Raw genomic sequence first — 15,308 nt, forward strand, 5'->3', positions numbered from 1 at the left:
CCGAGCACCGACCGGGAGACACCATGCAGCCATCCACCTCCGTGTCCGGTCCGGCGGATCCTTCGGGCCTGGCGGATCTCTACCGGGATCTGCACGCGCACCCGGAACTGGCCTTCCAGGAGACCCGCACCGCCGCGATCGTCGCCGGACGGCTGCGCGCCCTGGGCTACGAGACCTTCACGGGCGTCGGCGGTACGGGGGTCGTCGGCGTCCTGCGCAACGGCGAGGGACCCACCGCGCTGCTGCGCGCGGACATGGACGCCCTGCCGGTCCGGGAGCGGACGGGCCTGCCATACGCGAGCACGGCTCACGGCACCGACCCCGACGGCAACAGCGTGCCGCTCATGCACGCCTGCGGCCACGACATGCACGTCGCCTGCCTGCTGGGGGCCGCGGCGGCCCTGTCCGGCGACCTCTCGGGCTGGCAGGGCACCGCCCTGCTGGTCTTCCAGCCCGCCGAGGAGACCGGCCGGGGGGCTCAGGCGATGATCGACGACGGCCTCTTCGAGCGGTTCGGCCGTCCGGCCGTCGTCCTGGGCCAGCACGTGTCGCCGCTGCCGGCCGGGGTCGTCGGGCTGCGTCCCGGACCGGCGTTCGCCGCCTCCGACTCGCTCTCCGTCGTCCTGCACGGCCGGGGCGGCCACGGGTCACGGCCCGAGACGACCGTCGACCCGGTCGTGATGGCCGCCGCGACCGTCATGCGGCTCCAGGGCATCGTCTCCCGCGAGGTGGCCGCCTCCTCCACCGCGGTGGTGACCGTCGGAGCCCTCCACGCGGGCAGCCGCGGCAACATCGTCGCGGACCGCGCCGAGCTCTCCCTGAGCGTGCGCACCTTCGACCGGCCCGTCCGCGACCGCGTGCTGGCCGCGGTCGACCGCATCGTGCAGGCGGAGGCCGCCGCCTCGGGGGCTCCCCGCGACCCGGAGATCACCGTGACCGAGTCCTTCCCCGCCGTCGTCAACGATCCCGACGCGTGCGCCTTCACGGAGCAGGCCCTCACCGCCGCCCTCGGCCTCGTCGTCGACCCCGGGCCCGTCACCGGCAGCGAGGACGTCGGCGTCCTGGCCCAGGCCGCGGGCGCCCCCTGCGTGTACTGGCTCCTCGGCGGTGCGGACCCGGCCGCCTTCGGGGACGCGAAGGACCTGGCCGCGATCGAGGCGGTCGTCCTCGGCCTGCCCAACAACCACTCACCGCACTACGCACCGGTCGTCGAACCCACCCTGACCGCAGGGGTCGGGGCCCTCACCGCCGCGGCCCGTGCCTGGATGCCCGCGCCCTCCTGACCGGCGGCTGCCCGCGCCTTCCGTACCCGGATAGCGGATCAGCCGCGGCCCCGGTCCGCCTCGCTCCGGTCCGCCTCGCCCCGGTCCGCCTCGCCCCGGTCCGCCTCGTCCCGGTCCGCCTCGACGACGGGCGCCCCGCTGACCAGCGCGACCATCACCAGGGGCGCGTCCCCGTCGCTGTGGCCGACGCTCACGCCCACCCACCGCGCGCCGCCGGGCAGCGGGCCCCAGACGCTGAGGTCGCCGGAGCAGTCCGCGCCGAGCAGGGCCGCGTGGAGCGCGGGCAGGGGAAGCCCGGCCTGCCTGCGGAACAGCGCCGGGTGCATCGCCACCCGGCTGTGCGGCCCCCACCGGACGTCCAACTCGGCGACGAGTGCGTCGCATTGCCGACGCGCCGCGCCCTCCGTGTCGGTCCAGTCGTCGCCGTACACGCCGGTGAGGTCGTCGCTCTCCCAGAGCGGGACGATCCGGAAGCCCTCCCCACTGGTGGACCGCCACTCCCCCGTCACCGGGTCGCCCTCGGCGAGGGTGGGCCCCGACGCCGGTACGGGCCCCGCCGCCAGCGCCGTCACCTCGGCCACCGCCCGGCCGGTGTCGAAGGGCTCCCCGGCGCGGACGCTCACCACGCCGCCCGGTCCAGCGGGCGGGGCAGCGGCCGGAGCGCCCCGGCGGCGCTCAGCGCCCCGTAGGCGGCCAGCACCTCGGGCGCGCCACCGAGGGCCAGCAGGAGGCCCCCGCCGGGCAGTTCCTCGCCGTGCGCCTCGATCCCGTCCGGGACCAGGGCGGCCCGCGCGGGCGAGAGATAGCCGTACCGGCCCACGACCGGGTCGCCGACCGTGTAACCGGCCTCGTCCTCCAGGGCGTCGAGGAGGTCGTCGTCGCTGACGTCGCCGAAGTCGGGCTGCCAGACGCGTGCCAGGGCGGCGAGCAGTTCCCCCTCGGGCACCTCGGCACCGTCCGGTGCGTCGACGGCCACCACCACGGACTGGAGCAGGAACTCCGGTGCGCCGCCCGCGAGTCCGCTGATCTCCACCCGGACTCCGGCGGCCGGGGCGGCGATCAGCCGCAGCCCGGTGCCGACCCGGTCGGACCAGTCGTCGGCGGCGCGCGCCTCGCGCAGGACCTCGGCCAGTGGCTCCCGCCCCGGGGCGAGCGGGGCGTCATCGGCACCGGACGCCCTCACGCGCCGCCACGCCGAGCCGGCCCCGGCCGCCGCTCCCCCGAGCAACCCGGCCACCTGCTGGAGCGTCAGTTCCCAGCGTCCGGCGAGCTCTTCGACGGATTCCACCCGTGGGCCCCAGAAGCCCCGCACCACACGCCGCATCCGCTTCCTCCGTCGCCGGTTTCCGAGGCGTCGCCCCGTGCCCGACGCCGCTCGCGTCAGCAGGCTAGCGCCTCGGCCCGGCGGAACTACGCCAGGTCGTGCAGGTGGGAGTCGACGCCTGCGGGGCGTGCGGCGCCGGCGAGGTAGCGCTCCAGCGTCTCGCGCCGCTCGGCGAGCTGCCGCTCCTGCTGGGCCAGCCGGTCACGGATCTCCCGGACGCGGCCGACCAGCGCCGCGCAGTCGCCCTCCGGTTGCCCGGACCCCGCGCACGGGATGATCTCCCGGATGATCCCGGACGGCAGGCCCGCACGGAACAGGTCCTGGATGAAGGCGACTTGGAGCACCGCCTGCTCGTCGTACTCCCGGTATCCGTTGGCACGGCGTTCGGCCGGCAGCAGCCCTTGCTCCTCGTAGTACCGCAGCGCGCGGGTGCTGATCCCGGCCGCGCGGGCGAGTTCTCCGATCCGCATGCTCCGCCGCCTCCTCCGAACGCGCCCCGGTCCTCGGGCTTGACCTTGACGTCGGCGTGAAAGTCTAGCGTGACGGGCATGACTTCGAACGAACGAATCGGACAGCGGTCCGTCGGCCAGGGTGCGGCGCTGATCACCGGTGCCTCGACGGGCATAGGGGCCGCGATCGCGGAGAAGCTGGCCGCGCGGGGCGCCGAACTGGTGCTGGTGGCACGGGACTCGGCGCGGTTGGAGGCGGTGGCCGAACGACTGCGCGCCGAGCACCGGGTGGCCGTGCTCACCGTGCCCCTGGACCTCTCCCGACAGGACGCCCCCGCGCGCCTGGCGAAGCGCCTGGAGGACGCGGGTGTCGAGGTCGGCACCCTGGTCAACAACGCGGGTGCCGCCCACATCGGGGCGGTCGGCGACGTCGATCCGGCGCGGATACGCCAGTTGGCCGACCTGAACGCCGGAGCGGTCGCGGAGACGACCGCGCTCTTCCTGCCCGCCATGCTCGCCCGCGGGCGGGGCGCGATCGTGAACGTGGCGAGCACCGCCGCGTACGCGCCCGCGCCCCACAACGCCGTGTACGGGGCGTCGAAGGCGTTCGTCCTCTCCTTCACCCGGGGGCTCTGGTACGAGACCCGTGGCACGGGCGTCCGGGTGGTGGCGGTCAGCCCCGGCGCGACCGAGACGCCGATGAACCCGGGCCGCGCTCCCGGCAAACGCCGGCCCGAACAGGTCGCCGAGACCGTCGTGGCCGCCCTGCGCGGTCGCGCCCCCGCGGTCGTCGACGGCTGGGCCTACCGACTCCAGACCTTCGTGTTCGGCCGGGTGCTCCCGACGCGTACGGCGACCGCGCTCACGGGGAGGTTCTTCCTCAGGGCGGCGCGCCACGTGCGTTGATCACGGCGTTGCCGGAGAGCCCGTCAGTCGAACGCGCCCGGCTTCCGCGCGCTGTCGACCGGCTTCTGCGCGGTGTGCACCACCTTGACCGGCAGTCCCTCCTCACGGAAGGCGGCGCGGGCGGCCTTGGCCACGTCCGGGTCGGAGAAGTGCCATTCGACCGCGCGCCCTCCGGACGCCTCCACCTGGGCGCGGGCTTCCGCGAGGAACTTCTCCTTGCCGGACGAGGTGAGAGCGGTCTTCCCCGGCTGGGCGAGGTAGCTGGTGTAGCCGTTCTTGGCCTCCAGGAACGTCTGGCGGCTGGAGTCCCAGCCGTCGTACTCGACCGCCGGCCTGCCCTCCTTGGGGCTGGGCACGACGTACTCCCGGCCCCGGACCGTGCCGGTGACCTGCTCCTGGTAGCGGAGCCAGGACTCGTTGGTCCAGTTGGGCTGGGGGTTGCGGTCGCGGCTCGCCCAGTAGCCGTCGCCGAGGTCGGCGGAGCCCAGCTCGGGGTCGTTCAAGTCCTTGGCCCAGGGCGCCGGTTCGTAGTTGCGCGGGTCCGAGGTGTCGCCGTGGCGGGGCTCCGGATACTGCTTCAGGTCCTCGGCCGCCTTGCGGGCGCGCTCGGGCTCCTCCAGCCGCTTCTTCTCCAGCGCGGCGGCGCGGGCCTCGGCGCGGGCCTTCTCCGCCGCCTCCTTGGCCGCCGTGTCGCAGCCGCCGTCCGCGAGGACGATCCGGCCGCCGGAGCCCGCCGCGAGAACGCCGGTACCCGACCCGGCGACCCCGCCTCCCGCCGGGGTCCCGACTCCGCCGGAGCCCTCGCCTCCGCCGACGCGGACGAGCGGTGGTCCGAAGGCGATGACGCAGCCGGTCCTCCGGGCCGCGTCCTCCGCCTTGTCCGCGGCCTCGTCGGCCTCCCTGGCCGCCTTGCTCAGCGCGTCGAGGTCGCCCGCCTCGGCGGCCTTGGCCGCCCGCCGGGCCGCGGCGCCCGCGTCCCCGGCCGCCTCGGCCACCTCTTCGGCGGCCTTGCCGATCTTGCCGAGTTCGCCGACCTTCCCGGCGACCTTGCCGACGTCGTAGCCCGGGATGAAGAGCGAGCCGACGTTCCACAGCACGTCGGTGACGGCGCGCGTCTTCTCGCCGTTGTTCCACCGGTCGCGCACCTCGTCGCCGACGAACACGGTGTCGCCGACGCTGACGACGGTGTTGACCGAGGCCTTGCCCCAGTCGAAGACCGCGCCCAGGTAGTCCCCGTCGCCCCACTTGCCCGAGGCGTCCTTGGAGTCCCGCATCCAGTCGTGGCCGAGCTGCTTGCCGTAGTCGGCGATACCGGACCACGTCTCGGGCTTGACGAGGCTGACGATGCCGGTGACGTCACCCCACACGCCGTCGACCGCGACGCCCTTGACCACCTGGGTGGTCTGGTCCCAGGCACAGCCGAAGAGTCCCCAGCCGCCGCAGTCCTGCTCGTCGTCGTCCTTGCCGCCGGAGTCGGCTCCGGAGTCGGGGTCGGGGTCGGTGACGAGGACCGGGGTGTCGTAGGCGGCCTCCGGCTCCTCGCTCGTCTCGGGGTAGGTGTCCGTACTGCCGGACGTACTGCCGGACGTGCCGCCGGTGGAACCGCCGGACGTGCCGCCGGTGGAACCGGAGGTGGAGCCTTCCGACGTGGAGCCCCCGGTCGACGAACCACCGGCCGTCGTGGAGCCCCCGGTCGTCGTGGTGCCGCCGTCCGATCCGGTGCCGCCGGTGGTGGTCGAGGACCCTTCGCCGGTGGAGCCCGTACCGGTGCTCCCGTCCGTACCGGCGCTCCCGTCCGTACCGCCGGTTGCGCCCGTACCGCTGCCCGCCTCCACCGAACCGCTGCCGGAGGCCGGGCACGAGGAGCCGGTGAGCGAGCAGATCGCGGACTGGAGCCCCCCGGTGATCCGGCCGCCCAGGCCGGTGGCCGTGAGCGCCCCGACGAGCGCGACGACGATGAGGACCAGGCCCAGGTACTCCAGCGCGGTCTGACCCCGGTCGCGCCGCCAGGTGATCAGGTGCGGGAACGAGAACTCCGGCTTCGCCGCCCGGCGTCCGGGCGGCAGCAGGAACCACTCCCGGCTCCGCCGCCGGAAGAGCAGGATCAGGACGGTCGCGGGGACGAGGAGTTGGGTGACACCGTGCGGCGAACCGTCGGCGAGGTTCGCCAGCCCCCCGGCCGCCAGCCAGAGCAGGAGGGCGGTCAGCGCCCACCGGAGGCCGTTGCCGCCTTCGTGGAGCCGGCGCGAGAGCCACCAGGCCAGCACCCCGGGCAGCGCCGCCCAGGCGACCACGCCGAGGAGTTCGCCGTCGACCGCGTCCACCGCGAGCGCCGAGCCGAACAGTCCGAGCGCGCCCACCGCGGTCGCGGCGGCCAGCACCAGAAGGAGCGTCTGCGCCACGGCGAGCGCGCGCGGCATCGGCTGTCTGCCACCGGGCGCCGGAGCGGCCCCTCCGCCAACGGGTATCCCACCGACTGCCGACATGCTGACCCCAACCCCCGGTGCCCGTACGCGACACGACTGCCGCACACGCTAGGGCGGACGGCGGCCGGAGTCGTGGGCCCCAGGACCCAACTGCGGGCCCATATCGGACTATTCAGTCCGCGGGGCAGTACGGAGAGAGGACCGGGACCGCGACGAGGGGCTGGGCAGTACGGAGCGGGGACCGCGACGAGGGGAGCGGGACGGGGAGCCGGGCCGGGACGGCGAAGCACCCGGGGCCCGGACGTCCGTGGTGGACGTACGGGCCCCGGGTGCGAAGGTCACACGGTGCGAAAGGCGGCTCAGGCGACGAGGTTCACCGAGCGGGCCATGGCGGCCCCGATCTCCTCGGAGATCTCGTTCAGCACCGGCTGCGGGACGGTGTCGTCGACGGTGAGGACGACGAGCGCCTCGCCGCCCGCGTCCGCGCGCGAGACCTGCATGCCCGCGATGTTCAGACCGGCCTCGCCGAGGATGCGGCCGACGGTGCCGACGACACCGGGACGGTCCTGGTAGCGCATGACGACCATGTGGTCGGCGAGCGCCAGGTCGACGTCGTGCTCACCGATGGCGACGATCTTCTGGAGGTGCTTGGGGCCGGCCAGGGTGCCGGAGACCGAGACCTCCTCGCCGCCCGCGAGGGTGCCGCGCACGGTGACGACGTTGCGATGCTCGGCCGACTCGGAGCTGGTGGTGAGGCGGACCTCGACACCGCGCTCCTGCGCGAAGAGCGGCGCGTTGACGTAGCTGACGGTTTCGTCGACGACGTCCTCGAACACGCCCTTGAGCGCGGAGAGTTCGAGCACCTTCACGTCGTGCTGGGTGATCTCGCCGTAGACCTCGACGTCGAGCCGGGCCGCGACCTCGCCCGCGAGGGCGGTGAAGATGCGGCCGAGCTTCTCGGCGAGCGGCAGGCCCGGGCGCACGTCCTGGGCGATGACGCCGCCCTGGACGTTGACCGCGTCCGGCACCAGCTCGCCGGCGAGCGCGAGGCGCACCGACTTGGCGACGGCGATGCCGGCCTTCTCCTGGGCCTCGTCCGTGGAGGCGCCGAGGTGCGGGGTGCAGACGACCTGGTCGAACTGGAAGAGCGGGGAGTCCGTGCAGGGCTCCTTGGCGTACACGTCGAGTCCGGCTCCGGCGACGCGCCCCTCCTTGAGGGCGGAGGCGAGCGCCTCCTCGTCCACGATGCCGCCGCGGGCGGCGTTGACGATGCGCACCGAGGGCTTCACCTTGTGCAGCGCCTCGTCGCCGATGAGACCGACGGTCTCGGGCGTCTTGGGCAGGTGCACGGTGATGAAGTCGGAGACCTCCAGCAGCTCGTCCAGGCTGAGGAGCTTGACGCCCATCTGCGCGGCACGGGCCGGCTGCACGTAGGGGTCGTACGCGACGATCTTCATGCCGAAGGCGGACATGCGCTGGGCGACCAGCACGCCGATGCGGCCGAGGCCGACGACGCCGAGGGTCTTCTCGCTGAGCTCGACACCCGTGTACTTGGAGCGCTTCCACTCGCCGTTCTTCAGGGCGGTGTTGGCCTGCGGGATGTGGCGGGCGGTGGCGACCAGGAGACCGCAGGCGAGCTCGGCGGCGGTGACGATGTTGGAGGTCGGCGCGTTGACGACCATCACACCGGCCTTGGTGGCGGCGGACACGTCCACGTTGTCCAGACCGACACCCGCGCGGGCCACGACCCGGAGCTTCTTCGCCGCGGCGATGGCCTCGGCGTCGACCTTCGTGGCGGAACGCACCAGGATCGCGTCGACATCGGCGATGGCCGGGAGCAGTTCGGCGCGGTCGGCGCCGTTGCAGTGCCGGATCTCGAAGTCCGGTCCCAGGGCGTCGACCGTGGCGGGCGACAGCTCTTCGGCGATGAGTACGACAGGTTTCGAGCTCACGTGTGTCCTCACAAATCCAGTGCGGACGGCCGTCCCGACGGCCGCAGGCGGTGGAGGCTTAGCCGCGTGGAAGACGCACGACACTGTGGGCCCTGACGCGTAGATGTGTTGAGCAGTGTAGTCATGCGCCGGGGCGTTGACTCCTCCCCGGTGGAAGGTTCACCCTCACGGGAGTGGACGGCTTGTACATGCGTACGGCCGCGGCCTCTCGGTGACACCCTTCCGGTCTGCGTTCTGTCGCTCCGCCCGTCGCGCCCCGCAGTGACACGGGGCCGGGCGAAGCACCGCCGGGCGGGCCCGCCATGGTGCGGCGGGGCCCGCCCAGCGGTCGGAGGCTTACGCCTCCTCGTCGTTCACCCAGCTCATGAGCTTGCGCAGCTCGCGGCCGGTGGTCTCCAGCAGGTGGTCGCTGTCGGCCTTCTTGTACTCGTTGTACTTGGGCAGACCGTTGTGGTACTCGGCCATCCAGTTCTTGGCGAAGGTGCCGTCCTGGATCTCGGCGAGGACCTTCTTCATCTCGGCCTTGGTGGCGTCCGTGATGATGCGCGGGCCGGTGACGTAGTCGCCCCACTCGGCGGTCTCCGAGATGGACCAGCGCATCTTCTCCAGGCCGCCCTCGTACATGAGGTCGACGATGAGCTTCAGCTCGTGGAGGCACTCGAAGTACGCGATCTCCGGCTGGTAACCGGCCTCGGTCAGGGTCTCGAAACCGGCCTTGACCAGGGCGGCGGTGCCACCGCAGAGGACGGCCTGCTCGCCGAAGAGGTCGGTCTCGGTCTCCTCGGTGAAGGTCGTCTTGATGACGCCGGCGCGGGTGCCGCCGATGCCCTTCGCGTAGGAGAGCGCCAGCTCCAGGCCCTTGCCCGACGGGTCCTGCTCGACGGCCACGATGCACGGAACGCCGCGGCCCTCCTCGTACTGGCGGCGGACCAGGTGGCCCGGGCCCTTGGGGGCGACCATGCAGACGTCGACGTTGGCCGGCGGCTTGATGAAGTCGAAGCGGATGTTCAGGCCGTGCCCGAAGAACAGCGCGTCGCCGTCCTTGAGGTTGTCCTTGATGGACTCCTCGTAGACCTGGGCCTGGATCGGGTCCGGCACGAGGATCATGATGACGTCGGCCTCGGCCGCGGCCTCGGCCGGGGTGACCACGCGCAGACCCTGCTCCTCGGCCTTGGCCTTGGACTTGGAGCCCTCGTGCAGACCGACACGGACGTCGACGCCGGAGTCACGCAGCGACAGCGCGTGGGCGTGGCCCTGGCTGCCGTATCCGATGACCGCGACCTTGCGGCCCTGGATGATGGACAGGTCAGCGTCGGCGTCGTAGAACATCTCGGCCACTGGTGATTCTCCTTGTGTGCAGGTGTTGCGTCCCACCGTACGGCGGGGGGCGCCGTGTACGTTCTCCGGTCTCGCCATCCGAGCGGCAAGACCGGGCCGGAGGGCCCGCGCTGTGCGCCGCGGCCCCCCGAGGGGTCATGCGGTGCGGTCGAGAGCGCGCAGGGATCGGTCGGTGATCGAGCGCGCGCCGCGCCCTATGGCGATGGTGCCGGACTGGACGAGCTCCTTGATGCCGTACTGCTCCAGCATCTTGAGCATCGCGCTCAGCTTCTCGGCGCCTCCGGTCGCCTCGATCGTGACCGCCTCCGGGGAGACGTCCACGGTCTTGGCGCGGAACAGCTGGACGATCTCGACGATCTGCGAGCGGGTTTCGTTGTCCGCACGGACCTTCACCAGGACGAGCTCGCGCTGGATCGCAGCGCCGGGCTCCAGTTCGACGATCTTCAGGACGTTGACCAGCTTGTTGAGCTGCTTGGTCACCTGCTCCAGAGGCAGGTCCTCGACATTCACCACGATGGTGATGCGGGAGATGTCGGGGTGTTCGGTGGTCCCGACGGCGAGCGAGTCGATGTTGAACCCGCGTCGGGAAAACAGGGCGGTGATCCGGGCGAGGACACCGGGCTTGTTCTCGACCAGGACGGAGAGCGTGTGCTTGGTGGACATGGAGTCGGTCTCTCTCTGTCTCTCAGTCGTCTTCGTTGTCGCCGAAGTCGGGACGGACGCCGCGGGCGGCCATGACCTCGTCGTTGGAGGTGCCGGCTGCGACCATCGGCCACACCATGGCGTCCTCGTGGACGATGAAGTCGACCACGACCGGGCGGTCGTTGATGGCGTTGGCCTCTTCGATGACCTTGTCCAGGTCGGCCGGGTCCTCGCAGCGGATGGCGTAGCAGCCCATCGCCTCGGACAGCTTGACGAAGTCCGGCACCCGGGTGCCGCGCTGCGCGACGCCGTCCGTGTCGGCTCCGCCGCTCAGCACGGTGTTGGAGTACCGCTGGTTGTAGAAGAGGGTCTGCCACTGGCGGACCATCCCGAGGACGCCGTTGTTGATGATGGCGACCTTGATCGGGATGTTGTTCAGGGCGCAGGTGGTGAGTTCCTGGTTGGTCATCTGGAAGCAGCCGTCGCCGTCGATGGCCCAGACGGGGGCGTCCGGGCGGCCGACCTTGGCGCCCATGGCGGCCGGGACCGCGTACCCCATCGTCCCGGCGCCGCCGCTGTTGAGCCAGGTGGCGGGCTGCTCGTACTGGATGAAGTGCGAGGCCCACATCTGGTGCTGGCCGACGCCCGCGGCGAAGATCGTCCCCTCGGGGGCCAGTTCGCCGATGCGCTGGATGACCTGCTGCGGGGAGAGGCTGCCGTCCTCGGGCATGTCGTAGCCGAGGGGGTAGGTCTCGCGCCAGCGGTTGAGGTCCTTCCACCAGGCACTGTAGTCGCCGGTGTTCCCCTCGGTGTGCTCCGCCTGGACCGCCTGGACCAGGTCGGCGATGACCTCGCGGGCGTCGCCGACGATCGGCACGTCGGCGAGGCGGTTCTTGCCGATCTCCGCCGGGTCGATGTCGGCGTGGACGATCTTGGCGTACGGGGCGAAGCTGTCCAGCTTGCCGGTGACGCGGTCGTCGAAGCGGGCGCCGAGGGCGACGATCAGGTCGGCCTTCTGCAGCGCGGTGACGGCGGTGACCGAACCGTGCATGCCCGGCATGCCCACGTGCAGCGGGTGGCTGTCGGGGAAGGAGCCCAGCGCCATCAGGGTGGTGGTGACCGGGGCTCCGGTGAGCTCGGCGAGGACCTTCAGCTCGGCCGTGGCACCGGCCTTCATCACGCCGCCGCCGACGTACAGCACCGGGCGCTTGGCCTGGGTGATGAGCTTGGCGGCCTCGCGGATCTGCTTGGCGTGGGGCTTGGTGACCGGGCGGTAGCCCGGGAGGTCCTGGGTGGGCGGCCAGCTGAAGGTGGTCTGCGCCTGGAGGGCGTCCTTGGCGATGTCGACGAGGACGGGGCCCGGACGGCCGGAGGAGGCGATGTGGAAGGCCTCGGCGATGGTGTGCGGGATGTCGTCGGCGTTGGTCACCAGGAAGTTGTGCTTGGTGATCGGCATGGTGATGCCGCAGATGTCGGCTTCCTGGAAGGCGTCCGTGCCGATGGAGGCGGTGACGACCTGGCCGGTGATCGCGACGATCGGCACGGAGTCCATGTGCGCGTCGGCGATCGGGGTCACCAGGTTGGTGGCGCCGGGGCCCGAGGTGGCCATGCAGACGCCCACCTTGCCGGTGGCCAGGGCGTAACCGGAGGCCGCGTGACCCGCACCCTGCTCGTGCCGGACCAGGACGTGGCGCACCCGGGTGGAGTCCATCAGCGGGTCGTAGGCGGGGAGAATGCAGCCGCCGGGAAGGCCGAATACCGTGTCGGCGCCGACTTCTTCGAGAGAACGGATGAGGGACTGCGCGCCCGTGACGTGCTCAACGATGGCGGACGGCTGTCCGCCGGTACGGGACCGCGACTGGGGGTGGTGGGCCCCGGTGGCCTGCTCGGTCATCGGCATTCTCTTCTCGAGGCTGAGGGTTTTGCGGGGTTTTGGGGAGTGCCAGTGCAACAAAAAACCCCTCGTGCCGTGAGGCAAGCGAGGGGAGCGCGCCGGTGCGGTAAGCGGAGTGTCGTGTGACCCCGCTTCAGCCGACGCGCTTTCCAAGTACGAGAATTCGGGTGCGCATGGCATTGACCCTCTCTCCGGCACGCCGACCGTGTCAAGCGGGTGGGACGGACGTCTCATCATGTGAGCCGCCCAGTCGGGGCGGCGAACCCCCGGCGAGCACGGGCTGAGCTGCCGGTACCCCGGGTACGGGAAAGTGGCCGCGGCGCAGCGCGTGGCGCAGCCGGTACTCGTCCAGCGGACCCGAGAAGGCCATCCCCTGGCCGTGGGTGCATCCCATGGCCCGCAGCGCGAGCACCTGCTCCGGGACGTCGACGCCGTCGGCCACCGACTGCATCCCGAGGTCGCAGGCGATCCGCAGCAGCCCGCTGGTGATCTTGTGCAGCCGGGCCGACTCGACCACGCCTTCGACGAGGCCCCGGTCGAGCTTGAGTACGTCGATGGGGAGGCGGCGCAGCGCGTTGATGGCGGCGTACCCGCTGCCGAAGCCGTCGAGCGCGATCCGGACGCCGAGGCGGCGCAGTGCCACGAGGCGGCGTTCGAGTTCGTCGAAGGCGATCCGCGGGTCGCTGTCGCCGACTTCGATCATCAGGGCGCCGGAGGGCAGGCCGTGGCGGGTCAGCAGCGCCTCGACGGAGCCGAAGGGGAGGGCGTTGTCGAGCAGGCGCCCGGCGGAGAGCCGGACGGAGACGGAGACCGGGTACCCGGCCCGGGTGCGTTCGGCGGCCTGCTGGACGGCTTCCTCCAGCAGCCAGCGGCCCAGCTCCGCGGTGCGGTCCCCGTCGTCGGCGACGCGCAGGAACTCGGCGGGGGTGAAGAGGATGCCCTGGGCGGACCGCCAGCGGGCCTGTGCGGCGACCGCGGCGACGGTGCCGGTGGCGAGGTGCACCACGGGCTGGTGGAGCAGGGCGAACTCGCCGTCGCGCAGGGCGGTGCGCAGCCGGGCGGCGAGCTCGGAGCGGCGCACGACGTCGGCCTGCATCTGGGGGGCGTACAGCTCGACGCGGTCCTTGCCGGCGGCCTTGGCGCGGTACATCGCGAGGTCGGCGTTGCGCATGAGGTCGGTGGGGGTGATCCCGGGCTCGGCGAAGGCGACCCCGATGGAGGCCGCCACCCGCACCTCTCCGGTGCCGATGAGGTACGGCTGGGAGAGGGTGAGGCGCAGCCGGTCCGCGATCTCGTGGACCTGGTACTCCCGGGCGGCCTGGTCGCGGGTGCCGTCGCCGACGATCAGCGCGGCGAACTCGTCGCCGCCGAGCCGGGCCGCGGTGTCGGCGGCGCGGACGGAGTCGGCGAGCCGCTGGGCGGCCTGGACGAGGAGTTCGTCGCCGGCCTGGTGCCCGATGGTGTCGTTGACGGCCTTGAAGCCGTCGAGGTCGATGAAGAGCACGGCGGTGCCAAGGTCTCCGGCCCGCCGTCCGCCGAGCGCTTGGCGCACCCGTGAGGTGAAGAGCGCTCGGTTGGGCAGGTCGGTGAGCGGGTCGTGTTCGGCGTTGTGCTGCAACTGCGCCTGCAGCCGCACGCGTTCGGTGACGTCACGGCTGTTGAGCAGGAGGCCGCCGTGGTGGCGGTTGACGGTGGACTCGACGTTGAGCCAGTCCCCGGAGCCCGAGCGGAAGCGGCACTCGATCCGGGTGGTGGGCTCCTCCGCGGGCTGGGCGGCGAGGAAGCGCCGCACCTGGTGGACGACCCGGCCGCGGTCGTCGGGGTGGATGATCGAGGAGAGCGTCGCGCCCATCAGGTCCTCGGCCTGGCGTCCGTACACCCCTGCCGCGGCCGGACTGACGTAGCGGAGCGTGCCGTTGGGCGCGGCGATCATGATGACGTCGCTGGAGCCCTGGACCAGGGAGCGGAAGTGGTTCTCCTGCTGGGCGAGTTCCTGGGTGAGGGTGAGGTTGTCCAGGAGCATGATCGCCTGGCGCAGCACGAGGGCCAGCACGACGGCGCAGCCGGTGAAGACCACCACCCCGTCGACCCGGCGGCCCTCGACGACGTTGTACAGGATGCCGAGGGTGCAGACGGCGGCGGCGAGGTAGGGCGTGAGCGCGGCCAGCGAGCCGGCGATCGGGCGGCTGGTGGTGCGGCCGGTCCGGCCGGGGCGTTCGGCGCACCCGGGGTGCCCGGCCGGGGCGCCGGTGTGGCGTACGCCCCAGGGCGCGTAGGCGAGCAGCAGCGAACCGGCGAACCAGCCCGCGTCCAGGAGCTGGCCCGAGTGGTAGGTCGAGCGGAGCAGCGGGGAGGTGAACAGGGCGTCGCTGACGACGGTCAGGGCGAGTCCGGCGATGGCGGTGTTGACCGCCGAGCGGTTGGCGTTGTTCCGCCGGAAGTGCAGGGCCAGGACCATGGAGACGAGCACGATGTCGAGCAGCGGATAGGCGAGCGACAGCGCGGCGCGGGCGACGCTCTCCCCCTCGCCGACGACGTCGGTGGTGTGCGCGAGGGCGAGGCTCCAGGAGAGGGTGAGCAGCGAGCCGCCGATGAGCCAGGCGTCCAGCACCAGGCAGACCCAGCCGGCCCGGGTGACGGGGCGCTTGGCGAGGACCAGGAGGCCGACGATCGCGGGCGGTGCGAAGCAGAGGAAGAAGAAGTCGGCGGCGGAGAGCGGCGGTACGTGTCCGTCGAGGACGACTTCGTACCAGCCCCAGACGGCGTTGCCGCAGGCGGCCATCGCGGAGGAGAACGAGAAGAGCAGCCAGGCGGCTCGGGAGGGCCGGCCTGCCGCGCCCGCGTAGAGGAAGCAGGAGACGGAGGCGATGAGGGCCGCCAGGCTCAGGCCGAAGTCGCCCATGAAGAGCGCCAGTCGGGTCGACCCCCAGCCGACGGCGGCACCGACGGCGTACCCCGCGCAGACGACGGCGAGCAGGACCTGGGGCAGCAGCCTCGCGCGGGCGGCCACGGCCGACCCGCGGGAGAGCGGGGCGTCCAGGGCACTCACCGGACCGACCCTCGGTCGGTGGCGGTCCGCCGCGCCGTCGCGCGC

The 15,308-nt window shown here is 72.5% G+C and carries 11 protein-coding genes; 2 read left to right on the forward strand and 9 right to left on the reverse strand.

Annotation, left to right across the window (positions count from 1 at the left end; genetic code table 11):
- Positions 1 to 23: 23 nt before the first annotated feature.
- Positions 24 to 1,283 (forward strand): amidohydrolase, encoded by a 1,260-nt coding sequence (locus ACFWEE_RS04540; RefSeq protein ID WP_386886289.1) that lies wholly within the window; start codon positions 24 to 26, stop codon positions 1,281 to 1,283.
- A 38-nt stretch (positions 1,284 to 1,321) separates the two neighbouring features.
- On the opposite strand, the gene ACFWEE_RS04545 is transcribed toward ACFWEE_RS04540, so the two are convergent.
- From ACFWEE_RS04545 to ACFWEE_RS04555, 3 genes are all read right to left on the reverse strand, one after another.
- Positions 1,322 to 1,906 carry a hypothetical protein gene (locus ACFWEE_RS04545; RefSeq protein WP_386886473.1) on the reverse strand — a complete coding sequence of 195 codons (585 nt, stop codon included), beginning with the start codon at positions 1,904 to 1,906 and terminating at the stop codon, positions 1,322 to 1,324.
- Positions 1,903 to 2,607, reverse strand: coding sequence for a hypothetical protein (locus tag ACFWEE_RS04550; protein ID WP_386886290.1), 705 nt, complete (start codon positions 2,605 to 2,607; stop codon positions 1,903 to 1,905). Before ACFWEE_RS04550 ends, ACFWEE_RS04545 begins: the two co-directional genes overlap by 4 nt.
- A gap of 86 nt (positions 2,608 to 2,693) precedes the next feature.
- A complete protein-coding gene (locus ACFWEE_RS04555) occupies positions 2,694 to 3,077 on the reverse strand; it encodes a MerR family transcriptional regulator (protein WP_386886292.1) in 384 nt (127 codons plus the stop codon).
- Between the two features lie 78 nt (positions 3,078 to 3,155).
- On the opposite strand from ACFWEE_RS04555, the gene ACFWEE_RS04560 reads away from it, so the two are divergent.
- On the forward strand, positions 3,156 to 3,962 hold the full coding sequence (locus ACFWEE_RS04560; protein WP_386886293.1) for an SDR family NAD(P)-dependent oxidoreductase: 807 nt from the start codon (positions 3,156 to 3,158) through the stop codon (positions 3,960 to 3,962).
- A gap of 23 nt (positions 3,963 to 3,985) precedes the next feature.
- Here the strand turns inward: ACFWEE_RS04560 and ACFWEE_RS04565 are convergent, their stop codons facing one another.
- The 6 genes from ACFWEE_RS04565 to ACFWEE_RS04590 all read right to left on the reverse strand — a co-directional run bounded on the left by ACFWEE_RS04565 (position 3,986) and on the right by ACFWEE_RS04590 (position 15,263).
- Positions 3,986 to 6,382 carry a Tox-REase-5 domain-containing protein gene (locus ACFWEE_RS04565; RefSeq protein WP_386886294.1) on the reverse strand — a complete coding sequence of 799 codons (2,397 nt, stop codon included), beginning with the start codon at positions 6,380 to 6,382 and terminating at the stop codon, positions 3,986 to 3,988.
- 365 nt (positions 6,383 to 6,747) lie between these two features.
- Entirely contained in the window at positions 6,748 to 8,340 is a 1,593-nt protein-coding gene (serA, locus tag ACFWEE_RS04570; RefSeq protein WP_386886295.1) for a phosphoglycerate dehydrogenase, read from the reverse strand.
- A 336-nt stretch (positions 8,341 to 8,676) separates the two neighbouring features.
- A complete protein-coding gene (gene ilvC, locus ACFWEE_RS04575) occupies positions 8,677 to 9,678 on the reverse strand; it encodes a ketol-acid reductoisomerase (protein WP_386886296.1) in 1,002 nt (333 codons plus the stop codon).
- 135 nt (positions 9,679 to 9,813) lie between these two features.
- Positions 9,814 to 10,341, reverse strand: coding sequence for an acetolactate synthase small subunit (gene ilvN / locus ACFWEE_RS04580; protein WP_386886297.1), 528 nt, complete (start codon positions 10,339 to 10,341; stop codon positions 9,814 to 9,816).
- Between the two features lie 22 nt (positions 10,342 to 10,363).
- On the reverse strand, positions 10,364 to 12,220 hold the full coding sequence (locus ACFWEE_RS04585; RefSeq protein WP_386886298.1) for an acetolactate synthase large subunit: 1,857 nt from the start codon (positions 12,218 to 12,220) through the stop codon (positions 10,364 to 10,366).
- A 202-nt stretch (positions 12,221 to 12,422) separates the two neighbouring features.
- A complete protein-coding gene (locus ACFWEE_RS04590) occupies positions 12,423 to 15,263 on the reverse strand; it encodes a putative bifunctional diguanylate cyclase/phosphodiesterase (protein ID WP_386886299.1) in 2,841 nt (946 codons plus the stop codon).
- Positions 15,264 to 15,308: the final 45 nt, after the last annotated feature.

The sequence above is a fragment of the Streptomyces sp. NPDC060184 genome, assembly GCF_042728795.1.
Lineage (GTDB): Bacteria > Actinomycetota > Actinomycetes > Streptomycetales > Streptomycetaceae > Streptomyces.